General features: G+C 56.2%; 14 protein-coding genes. 11 read left to right on the plus strand and 3 right to left on the minus strand.

Going from position 1 to position 15,573, the window contains the following annotated elements; genetic code table 11:
* The first annotated feature begins 101 nt into the window (after window positions 1-101).
* From AC13HB_RS00825 to lspA, 3 genes are read left to right on the plus strand one after another with little or no spacing between them, the layout of a single operon-like run.
* Window positions 102-767 carry a hypothetical protein gene (locus tag AC13HB_RS00825; RefSeq protein ID WP_482947817.1) on the plus strand — a complete coding sequence of 222 codons (666 nt, stop codon included), beginning with the start codon at window positions 102-104 and terminating at the stop codon, window positions 765-767.
* 23 nt (window positions 768-790) lie between these two features.
* Window positions 791-1,987, plus strand: a complete 1,197-nt coding sequence (gene nhaA / locus AC13HB_RS00830) for a Na+/H+ antiporter NhaA (RefSeq protein ID WP_482947818.1) — start codon at window positions 791-793, stop codon at window positions 1,985-1,987.
* A 40-nt stretch (window positions 1,988-2,027) separates the two neighbouring features.
* Entirely contained in the window at window positions 2,028-2,540 is a 513-nt protein-coding gene (gene lspA / locus AC13HB_RS00835) for a signal peptidase II (RefSeq protein ID WP_482947819.1), read from the plus strand.
* A gap of 21 nt (window positions 2,541-2,561) precedes the next feature.
* Here the strand turns inward: lspA and AC13HB_RS00840 are convergent, their stop codons facing one another.
* Complete coding sequence (locus AC13HB_RS00840) at window positions 2,562-3,008, minus strand: MerR family transcriptional regulator (protein WP_482947820.1); 447 nt, start codon at window positions 3,006-3,008, stop codon at window positions 2,562-2,564.
* Between the two features lie 64 nt (window positions 3,009-3,072).
* Between AC13HB_RS00840 and AC13HB_RS00845 the strand changes: the two genes are divergently transcribed.
* The 6 genes from AC13HB_RS00845 (at window position 3,073) to AC13HB_RS00870 (ending at window position 11,795) form a co-directional block, all read left to right on the plus strand.
* Window positions 3,073-3,711 carry a cation efflux transmembrane domain-containing protein gene (locus AC13HB_RS00845; protein WP_482947821.1) on the plus strand — a complete coding sequence of 213 codons (639 nt, stop codon included), beginning with the start codon at window positions 3,073-3,075 and terminating at the stop codon, window positions 3,709-3,711.
* On the plus strand, window positions 3,712-5,037 hold the full coding sequence (locus AC13HB_RS00850; protein ID WP_482947822.1) for a methyltransferase: 1,326 nt from the start codon (window positions 3,712-3,714) through the stop codon (window positions 5,035-5,037).
* Between the two features lie 806 nt (window positions 5,038-5,843).
* Window positions 5,844-7,130, plus strand: a complete 1,287-nt coding sequence (locus AC13HB_RS00855; protein WP_482947823.1) for a TolC family protein — start codon at window positions 5,844-5,846, stop codon at window positions 7,128-7,130.
* A complete protein-coding gene (locus tag AC13HB_RS00860; protein WP_482947824.1) occupies window positions 7,127-8,326 on the plus strand; it encodes an efflux RND transporter periplasmic adaptor subunit in 1,200 nt (399 codons plus the stop codon). The genes AC13HB_RS00855 and AC13HB_RS00860 overlap by 4 nt, the downstream gene beginning before the upstream one ends.
* A 12-nt stretch (window positions 8,327-8,338) precedes the next feature.
* Window positions 8,339-11,446 carry an efflux RND transporter permease subunit gene (locus AC13HB_RS00865; RefSeq protein WP_482947825.1) on the plus strand — a complete coding sequence of 1,036 codons (3,108 nt, stop codon included), beginning with the start codon at window positions 8,339-8,341 and terminating at the stop codon, window positions 11,444-11,446.
* A gap of 100 nt (window positions 11,447-11,546) precedes the next feature.
* A complete protein-coding gene (locus tag AC13HB_RS00870) occupies window positions 11,547-11,795 on the plus strand; it encodes a TMEM165/GDT1 family protein (protein ID WP_482947826.1) in 249 nt (82 codons plus the stop codon).
* 17 nt (window positions 11,796-11,812) lie between these two features.
* Here AC13HB_RS00870 and AC13HB_RS00875 read toward each other — a convergent pair whose 3' ends face one another.
* Window positions 11,813-12,229 carry a MerR family transcriptional regulator gene (locus AC13HB_RS00875; protein ID WP_482947827.1) on the minus strand — a complete coding sequence of 139 codons (417 nt, stop codon included), beginning with the start codon at window positions 12,227-12,229 and terminating at the stop codon, window positions 11,813-11,815.
* A gap of 434 nt (window positions 12,230-12,663) precedes the next feature.
* Between AC13HB_RS00875 and AC13HB_RS00880 the strand changes: the two genes are divergently transcribed.
* Complete coding sequence (locus tag AC13HB_RS00880; protein WP_482947828.1) at window positions 12,664-13,203, plus strand: hypothetical protein; 540 nt, start codon at window positions 12,664-12,666, stop codon at window positions 13,201-13,203.
* Window positions 13,196-13,417 carry a GDCCVxC domain-containing (seleno)protein gene (locus AC13HB_RS00885; protein ID WP_482947829.1) on the plus strand — a complete coding sequence of 74 codons (222 nt, stop codon included), beginning with the start codon at window positions 13,196-13,198 and terminating at the stop codon, window positions 13,415-13,417. Before AC13HB_RS00880 ends, AC13HB_RS00885 begins: the two co-directional genes overlap by 8 nt.
* A gap of 520 nt (window positions 13,418-13,937) precedes the next feature.
* On the opposite strand, the gene AC13HB_RS00890 is transcribed toward AC13HB_RS00885, so the two are convergent.
* Window positions 13,938-15,356: a hypothetical protein gene (locus AC13HB_RS00890; RefSeq protein WP_482947830.1), complete on the minus strand. Its 1,419-nt coding sequence runs from the start codon at window positions 15,354-15,356 to the stop codon at window positions 13,938-13,940.
* Window positions 15,357-15,573: the final 217 nt, after the last annotated feature.

Below are 15,573 nucleotides of genomic sequence, written 5' to 3' on the forward strand. Positions count from 1 at the left end.
GGCAACCCTTTGTTCTCGCAACCACCAGATCCGCCGGCAGCCTCGGGCGTACTGCCCCCCCCCTTGCACAGACGCTCGGGGCTGTTTGCGCGGCAATTCATGTGTCGACCCTCAACGAGGAGATTGCAGTGATGAAACAATTAGCGTTGCCAATCAGCTTGGCATTAGGGCTGACAGCCTGCGCAAGTACATCGCAAATTGACGATGATATTCAGGATGTACGCCTAGCGGATACCCAGTACGCCCACCAAGATGAAGGAATGCGATGGTGGCGGCGGCATTGGGTGCAGCCGTACGCTTTTTTTGGCAGAGCGTCCTACAACGCATCAAGCTGGCGAATTAGCACCGATCCCCAATCGCCATCGGCGGTGGTATTGCAACTCCAGTCCGTAGGGGAAGATCGGCCGGGCCCGAGGCTCGAATTTCGATGTTCGGACGGGGCACAATCTTTTTCCTTTCAAGATGTAACCATCTTTTCGCCCTTCCACTCGAGCTTCGAAGTGTTCTTTGATGCCCAAGGCGAGAGGCGTTGGATCACAATTGCGCGACGCACCTCACCGCGCACACTCTCAATCGAAGACACCAGAATCGTCTCTCGAGCTTTTTCCGAATTGGAGCGTGCCACGAGCTTTACAATTGCGGTGCGCGACGCCACGCCTGTACGTGCCCGGTTCGTTCTTGAACGCTCGACCTCGACTTTCTCCGATTATCGGTCTCGCTGCGGAGCGCAAAACCGAGGTTCAGTTGAAAGCGAGGGTGTTCAGTGACCGCGTCTACCCCAGACAGCTCAATGTCGCATCAAGATCCGCTTGAGCGTGTCCTGCGATCGCCGGCGATCGCAGGCGTGGTGCTCTTGGCATCAATGCTCGTCGCTTTCATCTGGGTGAACTCGCCGTTCGCCGACAGTTACGAGGCTATACATCACGCGCCGGCCTCAATTTCTATCGGGTCGTTTGAGCTCGCTAAGCCGCTGATTTTGTGGATCAACGAAGGCCTGATGGTCGTGTTCTTTTTCTTGATCGGGCTGGAGATCAAGCGAGAGGTGTTCGAAGGCCAGCTTTCCTCGCCAAAACAGATTGCTCTACCTGCTCTCGCTGCCTTTGGCGGGATGATTGTGCCCGCAGCAATCTTTCTTGCGTTCAACAGTGCCAGTGAGGAGCATATTCGTGGTTGGGCCGTGCCGGTTGCGACCGATATCGTTCTAGCCCTCGCATTGCTAGCGATGTTGGGATCGCGAGTGCCCATAGCGCTAAAAGTGTTCCTCACCGCCCTCGCCATTTTTGACGATTTTGGCACGCTAGTGATCATCGCGTTTTCGTATTCAGAAGGCTTAAGCTTGCCATCGCTGTTGATGGCGGGGCTGGGTACGTTGGGACTTCTCGCCCTCAATCGACTACGCGTTGCTAGCCTCACTGCCTACATCCTCGTGGGAGTGTTTGTTTGGGTCTCCGTGTTGGAATCGGGGGTTCACTCCACGCTCGCCGGTGTGATTATCGCTTGGTGTGTCCCGATGCGCGTCGCCGGAAGAGAATTCCTCCATAAAATCGAGCATGATCTAAGCCCCTGGGTCGCCTTGCTCATTGTACCAGTATTCGCGTTTTTTAATGCTGGCATCGACCTCCGCGGCGTTGAATTCAGCACATTCTTTGGTCCGCTCGGCTTAGGCATCATCCTTGGCCTGTTCATTGGAAAACAGGTCGGCGTCATGTTGGGGGTCGGATTGGCAGTCCTCCTCAGGATCGGCGATAAACCCATCGGCGTTAGTTGGGGACAACTCTACGGTGCGGCTCTGCTTTCGGGCGTGGGATTTACCATGAGTTTGTTCGTGGCCGGCCTCGCGTTCGATCAGCCTGGCGCAGTCTTAACGGTCAATCTCGCAGTCGTCGTCGGGTCGCTTCTGTCGGCGGTCAGCGGCCTATTGGTCGTGGACCGAACTTCTGCGCGGCACGGATGTTCCGATTCTAGCAAAAACGGAGAAACCGCGTGAGCACGCATCGACACAACATCGCAATTCGAAGGAGCGAAACGTGACTACAGGTCTTTACGGGCGCATCAAGCTAGGGTTGAGGCGGCTAAATATTATGCACTTAGCCGTGGTTTTTCTTCTCGTTTCCCTTGACTTGATCGTCAAGTCCTCGCTTGAAGCGCGCTTGGAGGTGTGGCGGGGTTCGGTGTCCGTATTTCCTGGATTCAACTTGACGCTAGGCCACAATCGGGGCGTCAGCTTTGGTGCATTGGAAAGCGCGCATTGGCTCTCCCCTTATCTTCTATCGAGTTTGGCCGTCATTCTTGTTGTAGCTGTCTTGATCTGGACCGCCCCGCACAGATCGAAACTTGTAAAAATAGCTGGCGTTTTGATGGCATCAGGTGGATTGGCCAATGCAATCGATCGGCTTGGCGATGGAGCAGTAACCGACTACTTGGATTTTGGGTGGCAAGCGTTGCGGTGGCCCACATTCAATTTGGCCGACGTCTTCATATTTTTGGGCGTGGCGCTGCTATTTCTCAGCTGGAGAAAGCAGTCTTTGTCTCAGACTTAGGTGGTGGCTAGCCACCACTGCTCAGCTTCGACTCGGTCGATCGCGTTTATGATCCGAGAGACATTTGGTATGATCGAACAAGCTGGTGACGATCTCGCAATTGCCGACCTTTCCGCCAGCACATTGATCTATCATGCGCTTAAGTTCACGCTCCAGAATGCGCAGCTGTTCAATGCGCTTTTGCGTTTCAAGTAGATGGTGGCGCGCCAGTTCGTCTGCCTTCGCGCAATTGGTTCCCGGATTTTCTTGCAGATCGATCAAATCGCGTATGGCTTCAACAGTAAAACCAAGATCGCGAGCATGTCGGATAAACCCTAGCAAATCTACAGACGCTTGATCATAAACGCGTCGACCACTTCCAACGCGACGCGGCTCCGGCATCAGGCCGACGCTCTCGTAATAGCGGATCGTCGTAACCTTGACGCCCGACTTTGTAGCCGCTTTGCCTATACTGAAATCTTGCGCCATATTCTTCTTGATTCTACAGTCACTGTAGGAAGTAGACTCCAACTCAACGGTAGGAGTCAAGACAATGAGTTGTTGCCCAAACGGCCAGAAATTCGACGGTGCATCGGTAGCATACCGTCGCGCCCTGTGGGCCGTCATTCTCATTAACCTGGTAATGTTCTTCGTCGAGATTACCGCTGGGTTCGCCTCGGGCTCCCAGGCGCTGAAAGCAGATGCGCTCGACTTTGCCGGCGACACCTTAACATATGCCATCAGCCTCTTCGTGATCGGATCGACCCTTGCCGTACGCGCCCGGGCCGCTCTCTTTAAGGGCGGGCTTTTGATTGTGATTGCGACCTCGGTACTGGGCATGACGTTGATGCGCGCCCTGTCCGGCGAGCCGCCTGTCGCAGAAACCATGGGGATTGTCGGTTTTGCTGCCCTCCTCGCTAACCTAGCAAGTGTTTTCATCCTCCTTAAATGGCGAGACGGCGACGCGAATGTGCGCTCGGTTTGGCTATGCTCACGCAACGACGCCATCGGCAATGTTGGCGTCATGACCGCGGGGGGACTTGTTGCTATTACCGGTTCGGCCTGGCCCGATCTAATCGTAGCCTTCGTCTTGGCTGGGCTCTTTACGCGCTCTGCTTGGTCGATTTGCAACCAAGCATTGGCGGAGCTGCGAAATCATAAACAAGCTGGTGCGGAGACAGGAGACGCCTAAATGTCATCCGAACTCGCGATCGTCACTGGCTATGTAATCCTCAATGCCGTGCTAGCCGTTCCGTTCATGCTGGCGGCGCGCGCTGACTTCCAGCGTCGAGGAAAGTGGTCGCTGTCGACAGCTGTTTTTTCAGGCCTCATCATGCACGGGCATTTTCTCGCCACGGTCGTTCTCGCCTGGCTCGACCGTGGTAGCTTGTTCGAGCCGAACGTCATCTCACTCGCGGTTGGTAGTGCAGTTTTTCTTGGTGGCGCTTATGTGATCGTTCTTGGGCGCCTCGCCTATGGTTCTCAGGAGCGCGTCTACGGCCTACTCGAAGATACCCTGATCCAACACGGCATATACGAGCGTACGCGCAACCCCCAATACGTTGGCTATGCGGCCATGTTCTTCGGGAGCACGATCGTCGCCGGGTCGGGCCTAGCGGCGCTCGCGGCCTTTTCCTTTGTAGTTGTTATTCATCTCTTCATCACTTGGGTTGAAGAGCCCCATATGCGTCGCAGGTTTGGCGAGGCTTTCGACGAGTATTCTGCGCGAGTTGGAAGGTATGGGAATTTGTTTCCAGGGCTCAGTAGGCACGGAAGATCAAAATTGCTAGGGGCGCCAAAGTGTCACTCAACACCGGTAGTATCCACTATGCACACGACTACCAAAAAGACACACGGGTCGGATCATCAAGATTTCACCCCGGCTCTCGGAAGCTCGAAGTTAACTCCAATCTACGACAGTGTGATTGCGCTTTTGACGCGTGAACGTGTTTGGCGCTCACGGGTCGTATCTGCCGTCTCGCCACATCTAGTCGGCAGAGTCCTCGATGTCGGTTGCGGTACGGGGTCGTTGGCGATTGCTCTCGCTCGCGACGCAGAGCGTTCTGTAACAATATACGGTTTAGACCCTGATCCAGAGGTGCTCCTGCGCGCGAAGCGAAAAGCGAATGCTGTTGGGCTGAAAGTACGATTGCACAACGGGTTTTTTGACAGGGAGTTTTTGGACCGCAATGGGCCCTTTAATGTCGTGTTGTCCACGCTGGTCTTGCACCAGACGCCTCTCGCGGAAAAACGGCGTATATTAGGTCTGGCCTATGAAGCCTTGGTGGATGGCGGGCACTTGGTGATCGCCGATTATGGGCTGCAAGCCACCCCCATTATGCGCTTCCTTTTTCGACATACGGTTCAGCGTATTGATGGAGTGTCCGATACACAGCCCAATGCTGACGGGGTCTTGCCGAAGCTTATCAAGGACGCTGGATTTTTGATCCAAGAGCCAAGCAATGTTCTGCCTACACTGACCGGCGCGATATCGGTAATTGTCGCGAAAAAACCCTAATCGCATTCTCGATCTGTCGTGTCGAGCCGGCGTCGGATCAAAAACTGTCACCCGGGCGGATTTCTAATCTCAATTGACGATGTGCCGCACTAAATGCGTGCGCTGCGACTATAGAAAGTCAGCCGGTTCACGCGATTTTAATCTCATTTCTCCGACGGCGAACAGCATTGGCAAGCTAAGGCAGATCGGATTGATCAGTCGCTTTGATGGGAGGCGCGTGCCAGCTGTTGGTCGTCGTTCGAGCTGGGTCCGACAAAAACTTCCAAGAGGGGGTTGCTTCTATAGCCGCTGTAGAAGTTATAAGTACCAAAATTCGGCCTGAATGGGCTTTCTGATGGCGTGCCGGCTAGAACATCTGCCTGTCGAGGGGGCAATATCATCGTTGTATCGGTTAAATTGCCTTCGCTTTGCGGCTTGGTGACTAAACTAGCGACCGGAGTGCTGGTGGTCTGCGCGATGCTCGTTTCGCCAAGCGCGGATGCGGGCGTTTGTGTCGATGCTTCGACGACCGCTTACATGAGCATCCAACGAGATGCGGACGCGAACTCCAGGGACGAGGGTCACCGCGGTCGAGAAGCGGCAGCGAAGAATTGCGGCCCCTGTCACGTTTTTCAAATGCGCCAAGTGGCACTCGAGGCAGGCTTCGGATCAAGTGAGACGCGACCAGTTGGTCCATGGCAGGCTGAAAATTTACAATCTCCGCCGAAGGGCGCTCTCTTTCGACCACCTCGAGCCTGATCCCACAACGTATATCAGCCCGCTGTCGCGGGCGTGCTTAAGACGGATCCGCTGAGGGAGTTCACAACATGTCATTCATTCTACGAGGTGCGGCTGCGGCGCTAGCCCTGTGTGCCTGGACCGGCGGCGCGCTAGCTTCATCGTGCGGAAGACCGACGGGCGTTTCGAGTCAGATTTCTCCGGGGGAACCTCTGACGTTAGCCGCTGTAATATCGGAAATTCGCCTTGCTTCACCGGCTATTAGAGCGGCGGGCCTAGAGGCTCGTGCCCTCGGCGCTGAAGCGGATCAGGCCGGCAGATGGAACAATCCGACCCTGACCTTCGAAGTAGAGAATTTCGCGGGAAGCAACCGGCTTTCCGGGTTTGATCGAACAGAATCAACCGTCGCAATTGAGCAGACTTTCCGTCTTGGCGGAAAGAGAGTTCTTGAAGAGCGTGCCGCGCGTGCCCGAGAGGCCCTTGGTAGCGCTCAATGCGAGGTCATTTTGCGGGAATCCCAGCTTGAGGCTGCAACCCTATTTGCCGAGTTGCTGGCGGCTATTCAGTTGCGAGGACTAGCACAAGAAAACTCGGCTCTGGCCGATGAATTGGTGCGAATTGCCGCCCGACGCGTCGAGGCAGGCGCTGGAGCGTCGCCGGAACTTTCCCGAGCGCAGGCAGATGCAAGCGCATTGCACGCCTCCGTCGAGGCGGCACAGGCGGGAGTAGATCGGCGAGCCTACGAACTTGCTCTCTTATGGGGCAGCGCTCAGCCAACGTTCTCAGAACCTATCGGGCTAAGCCTTGATGATACAGCATCGGAGGCCGAGCATGCGATGGCCCACCCCGCATTAAGCGCGGCGGATGCTGCAGTACGGGTCCGACAGGCCGAAAGTGATTTCGCCCGAAGTGCGATCATACCTGATGTGAACGTCTCGGCAGGCGTGCGACGCTTTGAGGAGACTGGCGATGAAGCATTTGTCGCTAGTGTTAGCGTGCCGCTTCCAATCTTTGATCGCGGGCGGGGTACCACACGAGCGGCGGTGATCCGAGGCGATGCTGCCGCACTCAATCGAGCCGCGGCCGAACAACGATTGTTGGCCGAGCAGCGCGCCGCGGTGGCGGCCCAACGCTCAGCCCAACGCCGATTGCAAATTCTTCAATCCGATACGGTGCCCGCCGCGCAGCAGGCTTATGAAGCAGCCGCGCGAGGCTATCAGATCGGCCGCTTCGATCTGACAACGACTTTGAACGCGAGAGCGGCGTTGTTAAGCGCCCAGCTAGACGTGGTTGATGCTGAATTTGCGCTACTGAGCGCTGAGCTGCGCCTACGAGCGCTGATTGGTGCGGCCCCCTTTGATGGAGATCCTCGATGACAAGCAAACTTCATCAACTCACGGTCATCATTGCCGCGACGGTTCTGGCCGCATGTGGCAGTGGTGGGAGCCAAAACCCGGATCACCCCGTCGCAGTCGAGGATGAGCACAGCGGCCCCGAACGACCCAACGTAGTTGATTTGAGCCCTCAGGCGGCGGCCGAAGCCGGCATTGTAACCGCGAGTGCGACACAGGCTCCGTTAAGACAAGTGCTCTCGCTTCCCGCGGAATTGAGATTTGACGCAGACCGCGTTGCCGCCATCACATCGCAAGTGAGCGGCCGAATCATCGCGGTCATGGCCACCGAAGGCGATTTCGTTTCCGACGGTCAAACCTTGGCAGTTCTATCTAGTCGCGAACTCGCTGACTTGAAGGCTGAATATTTGACGGCAGCCACCGTCGAAAATCTTGCCCGACAAGCACTGTCGCGCGAAGAATCCCTCTTCGCGGAAAGGATTACGCCCGAGGCTGATTTGCAAGCGGCTCACGCTACACTTGTTGCCGCGCGCGCCGCGCGCGAAGGCGTTGAAAACAAGCTGATTGCTGTTGGAGTTCCTTGGACTGAGCTCACCACTCTTGGCGAGACGTCCGACCGAACGCTCGCCCAAGCACGCCTTCGAGCGCCAATTGGAGGCGTTGTCGCCCGCCGAACCGCGACCTTAGGCGCAGCAGTATCGGCAGAAGACGCAAGCGCGCCTGCCCTTTTCACAATTGTCGATGACAGCGTTTTATGGGCGGACATCGCCGTCTATACGCAAGACGCAGCAACGGTAGAGCCTGGAATGTCCGTTGTTCTTCGATCCGAAATGGGAGTTGAATTAGCAGCGGGTGAGATCGCGACAATTTTGCCCACGATTGACCAAACCTCGCGCATGGTGACTGCGCGTATGATCGTAGAAAATTCGAACCGCCGGATGCGACCAGGACAATTTGTCACCGCTGAGATTGATGTTGGGACCAGCGAGATCCGCCTTCAAGTGCCGTCAGAAGCCATCGTAGACATCGACGGGCGAGCGAGTTTGTTTCTGCCAACAGCAGATGGGTTCATACCGCAAGACGTTGAACTGGGAGCTGAAATCGGTTCCCAGGTTGTAATCCTGTCCGGTCTCAACGAAGGCGAGCTCTACGTTTCAGAAGGAGCATTCACGCTCAAAGCACATCTCGAAAGAGACTCATTCGGTGATGATGACGATTAGGACGCCAGAGATATGCAAAAACTGATGCACCGCCTTGCTGGCGGCCGCCTATTAGCCACCATCGCGGCCTTGGCCCTCGCTGTCGGGGGGCTGTTCGCGTTTCGTGCGCTTCCGGTGGATGCCTTCCCCGACCCCTCGCCGTCATTGGTTCAAGTGTTTACCGAAACTGAAGGGCTCTCGCCAGAGGAGGTTGAGCGCTATGTAACCTTTCCGGTCGAAACCGCGATGTCCGGCCTTCCAGATGTTGAGGAGATCCGATCAGTCTCGAATTTCGGCTTGTCCATCGTGAACATCTATTTCGAGGATGGGACGGATGTATATTTCGCGCGCCAGGTGGTCGGCGAGCGGTTGTCGCAGGCAAACGAAGTCATACCGGATGGTTTTGGGACACCCCAGCTTGGGCCCATTTCGAGTGGCTTAGGGATCATCATGTATTTTCGTGTCGTCGACGAGACCGACACCTACGACCTGACGGAACTTCGCGAAATCGCCGATTGGATGATCAAATACCCTCTTCAGTCCGTGGAGGGCGTCACTGAAGTGCTGGCGCTTGGCGGCTACGAAAAACAATATCAAATTCGCCTCAATCCAGACCTTCTCATAGCATATGACCTGGAAGTAGCAGATGTGATCGGCGCTCTCGAGAGCGCGAACCGCACTACCGGCGCGCAGTTCATCGAAATAGGTTCGGAACAATTCACGGTGCGCGGGGTCGGCTTGGCGCGTTCGATATCTGATCTAGCAGAAACTCCCGTCAGTACGGTCAGCGGACGCTCAATCCGAGTGGGCGATCTAGGTGATGTCGTCATTGGAGGTGGGGCGCGACAAGGCCTAGCGACCGCTGACGGAACTGGTGAGACGGTTGCCGGCCTAGTGCTCAAACTTTACGGGACGAATACATCCGATGTCATCGCGCGCGCGCATGCGCGCTTTGGAGAAATTAACGCGTCTCTCCCCGAGGGCGTGCGTGCCGTTCCATATTACGATCAGAGCACGCTGGTGAGCCGAGCCGCCTCAACTGTCACGACGGCGCTTTGGCAAGGCGCCCTCTTGGTTGCGGTGGTTGTGCTTGTTTTCCTTGGGGGGTGGCGCCCGAGCCTTGTCGTGGTTCTGTCAATACCATTTTCAGTGGGCTTCGCGTTCATCGCGATGAGCGCATTGGGAATAAGCGCAAACCTCATGTCGCTTGGCGGCGTGGCCATCGCAATTGGTATGATGGTTGATGGCGCAATCGTAATTGCGGAAAATGTAGACCGCGGCTTCCGAGAGCGCCACGAGGGCCAGGCCCCACGCGATGTCGTCGCTAAATCGACCGCGGAGGTTATTGCCCCACTCACTGCAGCGGTCGCTGTCGTGATTATTGTGTTTCTTCCACTGTTCTCGCTAGAAGGTGTCGAGGGCAAGACGTTCCGGCCGCTTGCTGCATCCGCCGCGCTTGCTATGACCGGGTCGCTAATTTACGCCGCTCTTGTCGCACCTGCGATGGCCTATGGACTTATTAAACCGCCAAAACGCCAAGATCCTGGTCGGGACGTGATTGGTGAAACGGTGAAGTCGGTCGCGAGTGTTTTCGTTCGCGCTCGACTGGCGGCAGTCGCGCTTGCGTTCGGATTGTTGCTGATCGGCGGACTGGCGGGTTCCAGACTCGGCTCGGAGTTCACTCCCACGCTAGAGGAAGGCGATATTCTGCTGCGCGTATCGATGGCGCCGTCAATATCGCTCACTGAAGGCGGTGAAACATCAACACGTCTCGAGAGGCGATTGCTCGCAGCCTTCCCAGAAATCGACTCGATTGTTAGTCGAATTGGTCGGGGTGAGGTTGGGGCCCATGCTGATCCAGTGAACAGCATTGAGGCCTTTGTCGCGTTGAAACCAAGGTCGGAATGGCGACCAGGGCTCACACCGAGCGACTTGCGGGCTGCGATTTCCGAAGATCTTGAAACGTTTCCCGGTATTAGAGTGAATATTGGCCAACCAATCGCGATGTCGGTTGACGAATTGCTCACCGGGACCAAGGCCCAACTCGCGGTGAAAATATTCGGGCCGGACATGGATGTGCTGTTGCCCGGTTCGCGGCAGCTGCAATCAATTCTTCAAAATGTCCCCGGTGCAAGCGACGTGCAAGCCGATCAAATTACCGGTGCGCCACAACTCGTCGTTTCCGTCGATCGCACTGCCCTGGGTCGATACGGACTCTCAGTTGAGAATGCCCTCGATACGCTTAGCGCAGCCGTCGGCGGTGCTGAAGCTGGTGTGTTGTTTGAGGGTGTTCGCCAGTTTCCGGTTGTCGTGCGATTTGACGAGGATCGGCGCAACAACGCCCAAGCAATTGGCCGACTTGTCCTAGAAAGCGAAAGTGGCGCCCAAGTTCCGCTGTCAAGCGTCGCCGATATCCGAAACGTGGTCGGACCACGCCAGATCACTCGAGAAAATGGTGAGCGCTTCATAACCGTACAGCTCAATGTTCGAGGGCGTGATATCGGTTCATTTGTTGCCGACGCTCAAGCCGCAACTTCGGATCAGCTTGAGCTTCCGCCAGGCTATCGCGTTGAGTGGGGCGGACAGTTTGAACTTCAACAGCAGGCGAATGCTCGTTTTGCCGTGGTGATACCGATCACATTGGGCATTGTCTTACTGATTTTGCTCCTAGCATTTGGACGTCTCAAATCTGCAGTGCTCATCCTGCTTAACATACCGCTTGCTTTAACCGGTGGCGCGCTAGCTTTGTGGTTGACAGGCCTGCCGATTTCCGTGCCAGCAACAGTTGGATTCATTGCGCTCTTTGGTATCGCTCTGGGCAACGGAATGGTGCTTGTCAGCTTCATGGACGACTTCGCACGACAAGGTCGTGATCACAACGCGCTCGCGATTGAAGCGGCGGGGCTGCGGGCTAGACCTGTATTAATGACCGCCCTTACTACGGCATTGGGATTGGCACCGTTGCTGTTCGCGACTGGTGTCGGAGCAGAAGTTCAACGCCCGTTGGCTACCGTGGTGATGGGAGGATTGATCTCGTCAACTGTTCTAACATTGCTTGTGCTGCCCGCACTGCATCGATGGTTTGCACCTCCAAAAGGAGACCATGTTTCGGCTTTGGAGGCCGTGCACGATATTGACTGAATGACGCCGTCAATCACCATCAAGAAGGAGTTCGCGGAGGGGAGTGAAGTCATCTGCAAGGCAGTTTTTCTGATAGACGAGATGCGCGACCCACAAATCGTTGTCGGTCGTTTTCGCAAGCGTCTTCATCGCAGAACTGGGAGACAAGACGCAGCTCGCAACGGTGTTGTTTGCCTCGGACACCAAGACCGCACCCGTTTTTGTGTTTCTCGCCGCTGCAGCCGCGCTTGTAGCAGGCACCGCCCTTGCCGTCGGGGCCGGGGTTCTGGCGGAGCGTTGTTTGCAGATGCGACCGCTTAAGCTCATCTCCGGTGCCGGGTTTGTTCTGATCGGTCTCTTGGCCCTCTAGGGTCATTTTCAAACGTGCTAGGTCGGCGCGGTCTTCGACGATTTCAGCGACAGGACCAGCGCGCAATCTGGCCGGTCGGTTCGCTCGCATTGGCTCGTGATTTCTTCCAGAGATGCAGCGAGCCGTTTGAGGTCATCGATCTTTTGATGGATGTGGGACAGGTGGGTCTCCGCTATCTCAGCGACCTGCTTGCAGGAATATGACTGACCTTCCGTCATCTTGAGAAGCTCCCTCACTTCTGCGAGTGCAAAGCCGAGTTGTCTCAGTCGCAAGGCGAACCGCAGGCGTTCGATGTCAGACTGCGCATACAATCGATGACCAGCTTCCGAGCGCGCGGACGCGGCAACCAGGCCGATGCTCTCATAGTACCGGATCGTCTCGATATTGCTGTCCAGCAGTTTCGCAACGGCGCCTCGCTTCAATGATGGCTTCATCGGGTCTCTGCCGCCTCACGCAAATATGCCTTGAACCTGTAGTTACTACAGACGTTATCATTGTGGAGTGATGAGATCGAGCAAACGTAATTTATTCCCTTCATCCCTCGTATCTAGCGGCGGGGCCGTCAGCGGCTTTCTGGCGTTCGTCGGTGCCTCTTGCTGCGTCGTACCTATCCTCCTCGTTCACCTGGGTGTGGCCTCCGGCCTGGTAGCAAAGCTGGGGTTCTTTGCACGATGGCAGGATTGGTTTGCATGGGGAGCGACGGGCTTGCTCGCTCTGTCGCTAACGCTCGCATTGTGGCGCGGCGGGCCTGGACGGGCATTCTGGACTTGGTGGAGTGTCGGCGCAGTTTTCCTGGCGGTGTCCTTAATCCTGCCGAGCTACGAAATGCGCCTTCAAAGCTGGTTGCTGGACTGGCTTCGGGGTTGATATGCCGAAACCGTCGCCAACCTTCCAATTTCATGGCGCGGGTACGCTTCCGCCACCTGGGCCGATTGGTCGCCTCTCCCGTCTAATCTTTGGCGTGGGAGCCGTCTATTGGGCGGTTCAGCTAATTCGCTTTGGCGAGGTTGAAGCTTTGACCAACGCCTGGGTGATCGGACTTACCGTCTTTGCCGTTCATCTCGCGCCTTACACGCTAAATATTGGCTTGGGCTTGCGGTTGGGCTTCTTGCCCAGACTGCTGCCGCTGGGATTGATCGCCGGCGCTGCCCTCGTCGGCTGGCAATCAACTGGCGAGTGGATCAATCCACTTTTCTGGACGAGTGTCTTGTGGCTCAACCTTTATGTCTATCTGCATCTCGGAGGCTCCTTCCTCCTGGCCGCCGTGTTCGGAACTCCCGGCTGCGAAATGCGCGCAATGCCGATATTGATCGGGCGAATGGTGGGGCGGGATATCCGCGATCACGAATGCCCCGGCCCGATCGGTTCAATTGATCGATGGGAGCGCTCTTTAAAACCTGATGGCTGATATCCAACTCAAATCTACGCTTACCTGTCCGCAATGTGGCGATGTGCACGCCGATCTCGAAATGCCGACGAACGCGTGTCAATTCTTCTGGGACTGTCCATCGTGTGGCACGCTCTTGACGCCGCGGTCGGGCGATTGCTGCGTCTTCTGCTCCTATGGAACCGTGCCTTGTCCGCCGATGCAGGAATTAGATGGGTGCTGTACTAGAAAGTGAGGATACGTTGAGACCGTTCTCGCTTGAGGTGTCTGGCGCACACGCGACCGGACATAATCAATGGCAAATCCCCAATTCGCGGTTCTGCGCGCTTCATTCCAACGGCGAATGACAAAAGTCTGCCGCGCCAACCGTTCTCTTTAGGAGCGCCAGATGTACCTCTGCCGGGTCGGGCGGAAGAGAAGGAGCGCGCGAGGCGCCGATCGGTCAATGTGTTCGCGGCTTACGAGAAATAACTTTTGTTTGAGTGACGGCGGTTGCGGCTGCGTAAGAGTGGAACGCACATCAATTACCGGGTTCCTCAGCAGGCAGCCGCAATGGCACAAAAACCAATTAGTTTCGTTCGAGTTGTATGCGAGCTCTGCGGTTGGCAGACGCTGTTTTCAACCTGTCGACCGGCAGCGAAGCCGGCAGGCTCAGAGATGTTCAACGTTCGCACAATCGTCCTGGAGTGCTGTCATTGCGGAACCACAAAGGGCATCCATCACAGTTTGCTAACTTCACAGGGGGGTGAACAAAATTAGGTGGTGAATGATCGCCGCACTCCGAAATAGATACTCGAATTGTCCCGAAATTGACTGAAGAACCCGTCATCGCGAGGCCCTGCGAAAGCGTTCACACCGCCGTCGATGCGCCAAATATCATTGAGCTTGAATTGTGCGGTGGCTCGAACATAGAGGTCGTCCTGGTTTGGGCTCCAGAATGCGATCGCGCTCAGCGTTAAGTTCTGGTTCGCGGCAAGTTGGGTGAGACGCGCACTCACTAAGTGGCGTGTCTCGTCCTCGGATCGCACGCGCCCAGTTTGATAACGCGCCCAACTGTCAAATTGTATGCGCCGCTCTTGATAGTATTGCACGCCAATCGTTCTGTTCGGTCCCGCCTCGCGCTCAAAACCCACCAACCATCTAAGTTGGCTATTGGGAGTTAAAGCGGAGCGACCCGCGCCGTCCTCCATGCTGTCGTAGTAAGCAAATTCCGAAGAAGCAATGCCGCCCAGAACCGGTCCTCGAGCGCTGGCGCCGTAAACGCTCAATTCCGGAAAAACGGGCGTCCCGCTGGCGCTTTGACCAGCCGGGCTTTTCCAGAAGCCTCGATACGCATATCCGGCAACCTCAAAAGCGCCAAATTGGCGGTACAATCGGATCGCCAACTCGTCATCCTGGATCCACCGATCAGGGATTGTCGGCGCAATCACCGCACCAGGCCCCACGATCCCGTCCAGAGCCGGATTGAAATAACTAAGGCGCTCTCCAGTTAAGAACCGATCGGCATCGAATTGAGGCACGTAAATGAACTCAACGTTGACCGCATTGAAAAACAAGGAGGCGCGGAGCGCGTCTGACGGCGCTTTCAGGTATTCCTCATCGCGCCCGCCAAAGAAGGATACATAGTCTTTCGGGAACAAATCGTTCAGGAATATTAGATCGCCCGTTCCCCAAGTCAGGATCTGTCGACCAACTTTCAGGTCTAGGTTTCCGGTCGGTCGAAGCAAAAGGCTGGCTTCTCTGACATCGACAAAGCCTTCACCGGTATTGAGGTTGACAGCTAGATCATCCTCAACGTCGTCTAGAACCAGATCGGATGTGAGTGCAAATGTACCAGCCGGCGTTGACCATTCGCCGCGAACCTGCCCTCGAAGCTCATGCATGATCGTCGAGGGATGATTGCGACTACTACTAGCGCGTGAGCCAACCCTCCAATCGATAAAACCTGTGAGCCCGGTGAAAAGCCGAGTTTCGGAAGCCTCTCTTCCTATCTCATCGGAGCGAGTTTGATCGGCCTCCGGGGCCTCAATCAAGCCGGGCGGGAGCACCGGTGGATTGCTAGCGTTGGGTTCGTCTTGTTGAGGTGGAGACAAACCGGTCGGTAATGAAGGCGGCTGGGCTTTAGCCTCACCGAGCAAGCCAGAAAACAGGGCAAGCCCGAGTATCGCAGCCATACATCGCATGATCATCGCCCTAGCAGCGCGCGAGGCGGATTGCGAAGATAGCGCTCCTGGAAAACGCCTTCCGGCATGGCCTGCCCCACCCAAGTGGCCCAGTTTTAAAGTTAGGGCCCGGCGGGTTATGTGCGGCGGTCATGCCGGCACGCCCTCAACGTAGGGCGGCAGACAAGTCGCTGGCAAGAGCGCTTCAGGAGCTGGTGGTCTGTAGCCC

The sequence above is a fragment of the Maricaulis sp. B-26 genome, from assembly GCF_056857855.1.

Excerpts from the sequence above, each read along its gene's own strand:
- AC13HB_RS00865 (WP_482947825.1), top strand. The coding sequence starts at position 8,339 with ATGCAAAAACTGATGCACCGCCTTGCTGGCGGCCGCCTATTAGCCACC.
- AC13HB_RS00855 (WP_482947823.1), top strand. The coding sequence starts at position 5,844 with ATGTCATTCATTCTACGAGGTGCGGCTGCGGCGCTAGCCCTGTGTGCC.
- AC13HB_RS00840 (WP_482947820.1), bottom strand. The coding sequence starts at position 3,008 with ATGGCGCAAGATTTCAGTATAGGCAAAGCGGCTACAAAGTCGGGCGTC.
- AC13HB_RS00875 (WP_482947827.1), bottom strand. The coding sequence starts at position 12,229 with ATGAAGCCATCATTGAAGCGAGGCGCCGTTGCGAAACTGCTGGACAGC.
- AC13HB_RS00860 (WP_482947824.1), top strand. The coding sequence starts at position 7,127 with ATGACAAGCAAACTTCATCAACTCACGGTCATCATTGCCGCGACGGTT.
- AC13HB_RS00890 (WP_482947830.1), bottom strand. The coding sequence starts at position 15,356 with ATGGCTGCGATACTCGGGCTTGCCCTGTTTTCTGGCTTGCTCGGTGAG.
- AC13HB_RS00885 (WP_482947829.1), top strand. The coding sequence starts at position 13,196 with ATGGCTGATATCCAACTCAAATCTACGCTTACCTGTCCGCAATGTGGC.
- AC13HB_RS00845 (WP_482947821.1), top strand. The coding sequence starts at position 3,073 with ATGAGTTGTTGCCCAAACGGCCAGAAATTCGACGGTGCATCGGTAGCA.
- AC13HB_RS00850 (WP_482947822.1), top strand. The coding sequence starts at position 3,712 with ATGTCATCCGAACTCGCGATCGTCACTGGCTATGTAATCCTCAATGCC.
- AC13HB_RS00880 (WP_482947828.1), top strand. The coding sequence starts at position 12,664 with ATGCCGAAACCGTCGCCAACCTTCCAATTTCATGGCGCGGGTACGCTT.
- nhaA (WP_482947818.1), top strand. The coding sequence starts at position 791 with ATGTCGCATCAAGATCCGCTTGAGCGTGTCCTGCGATCGCCGGCGATC.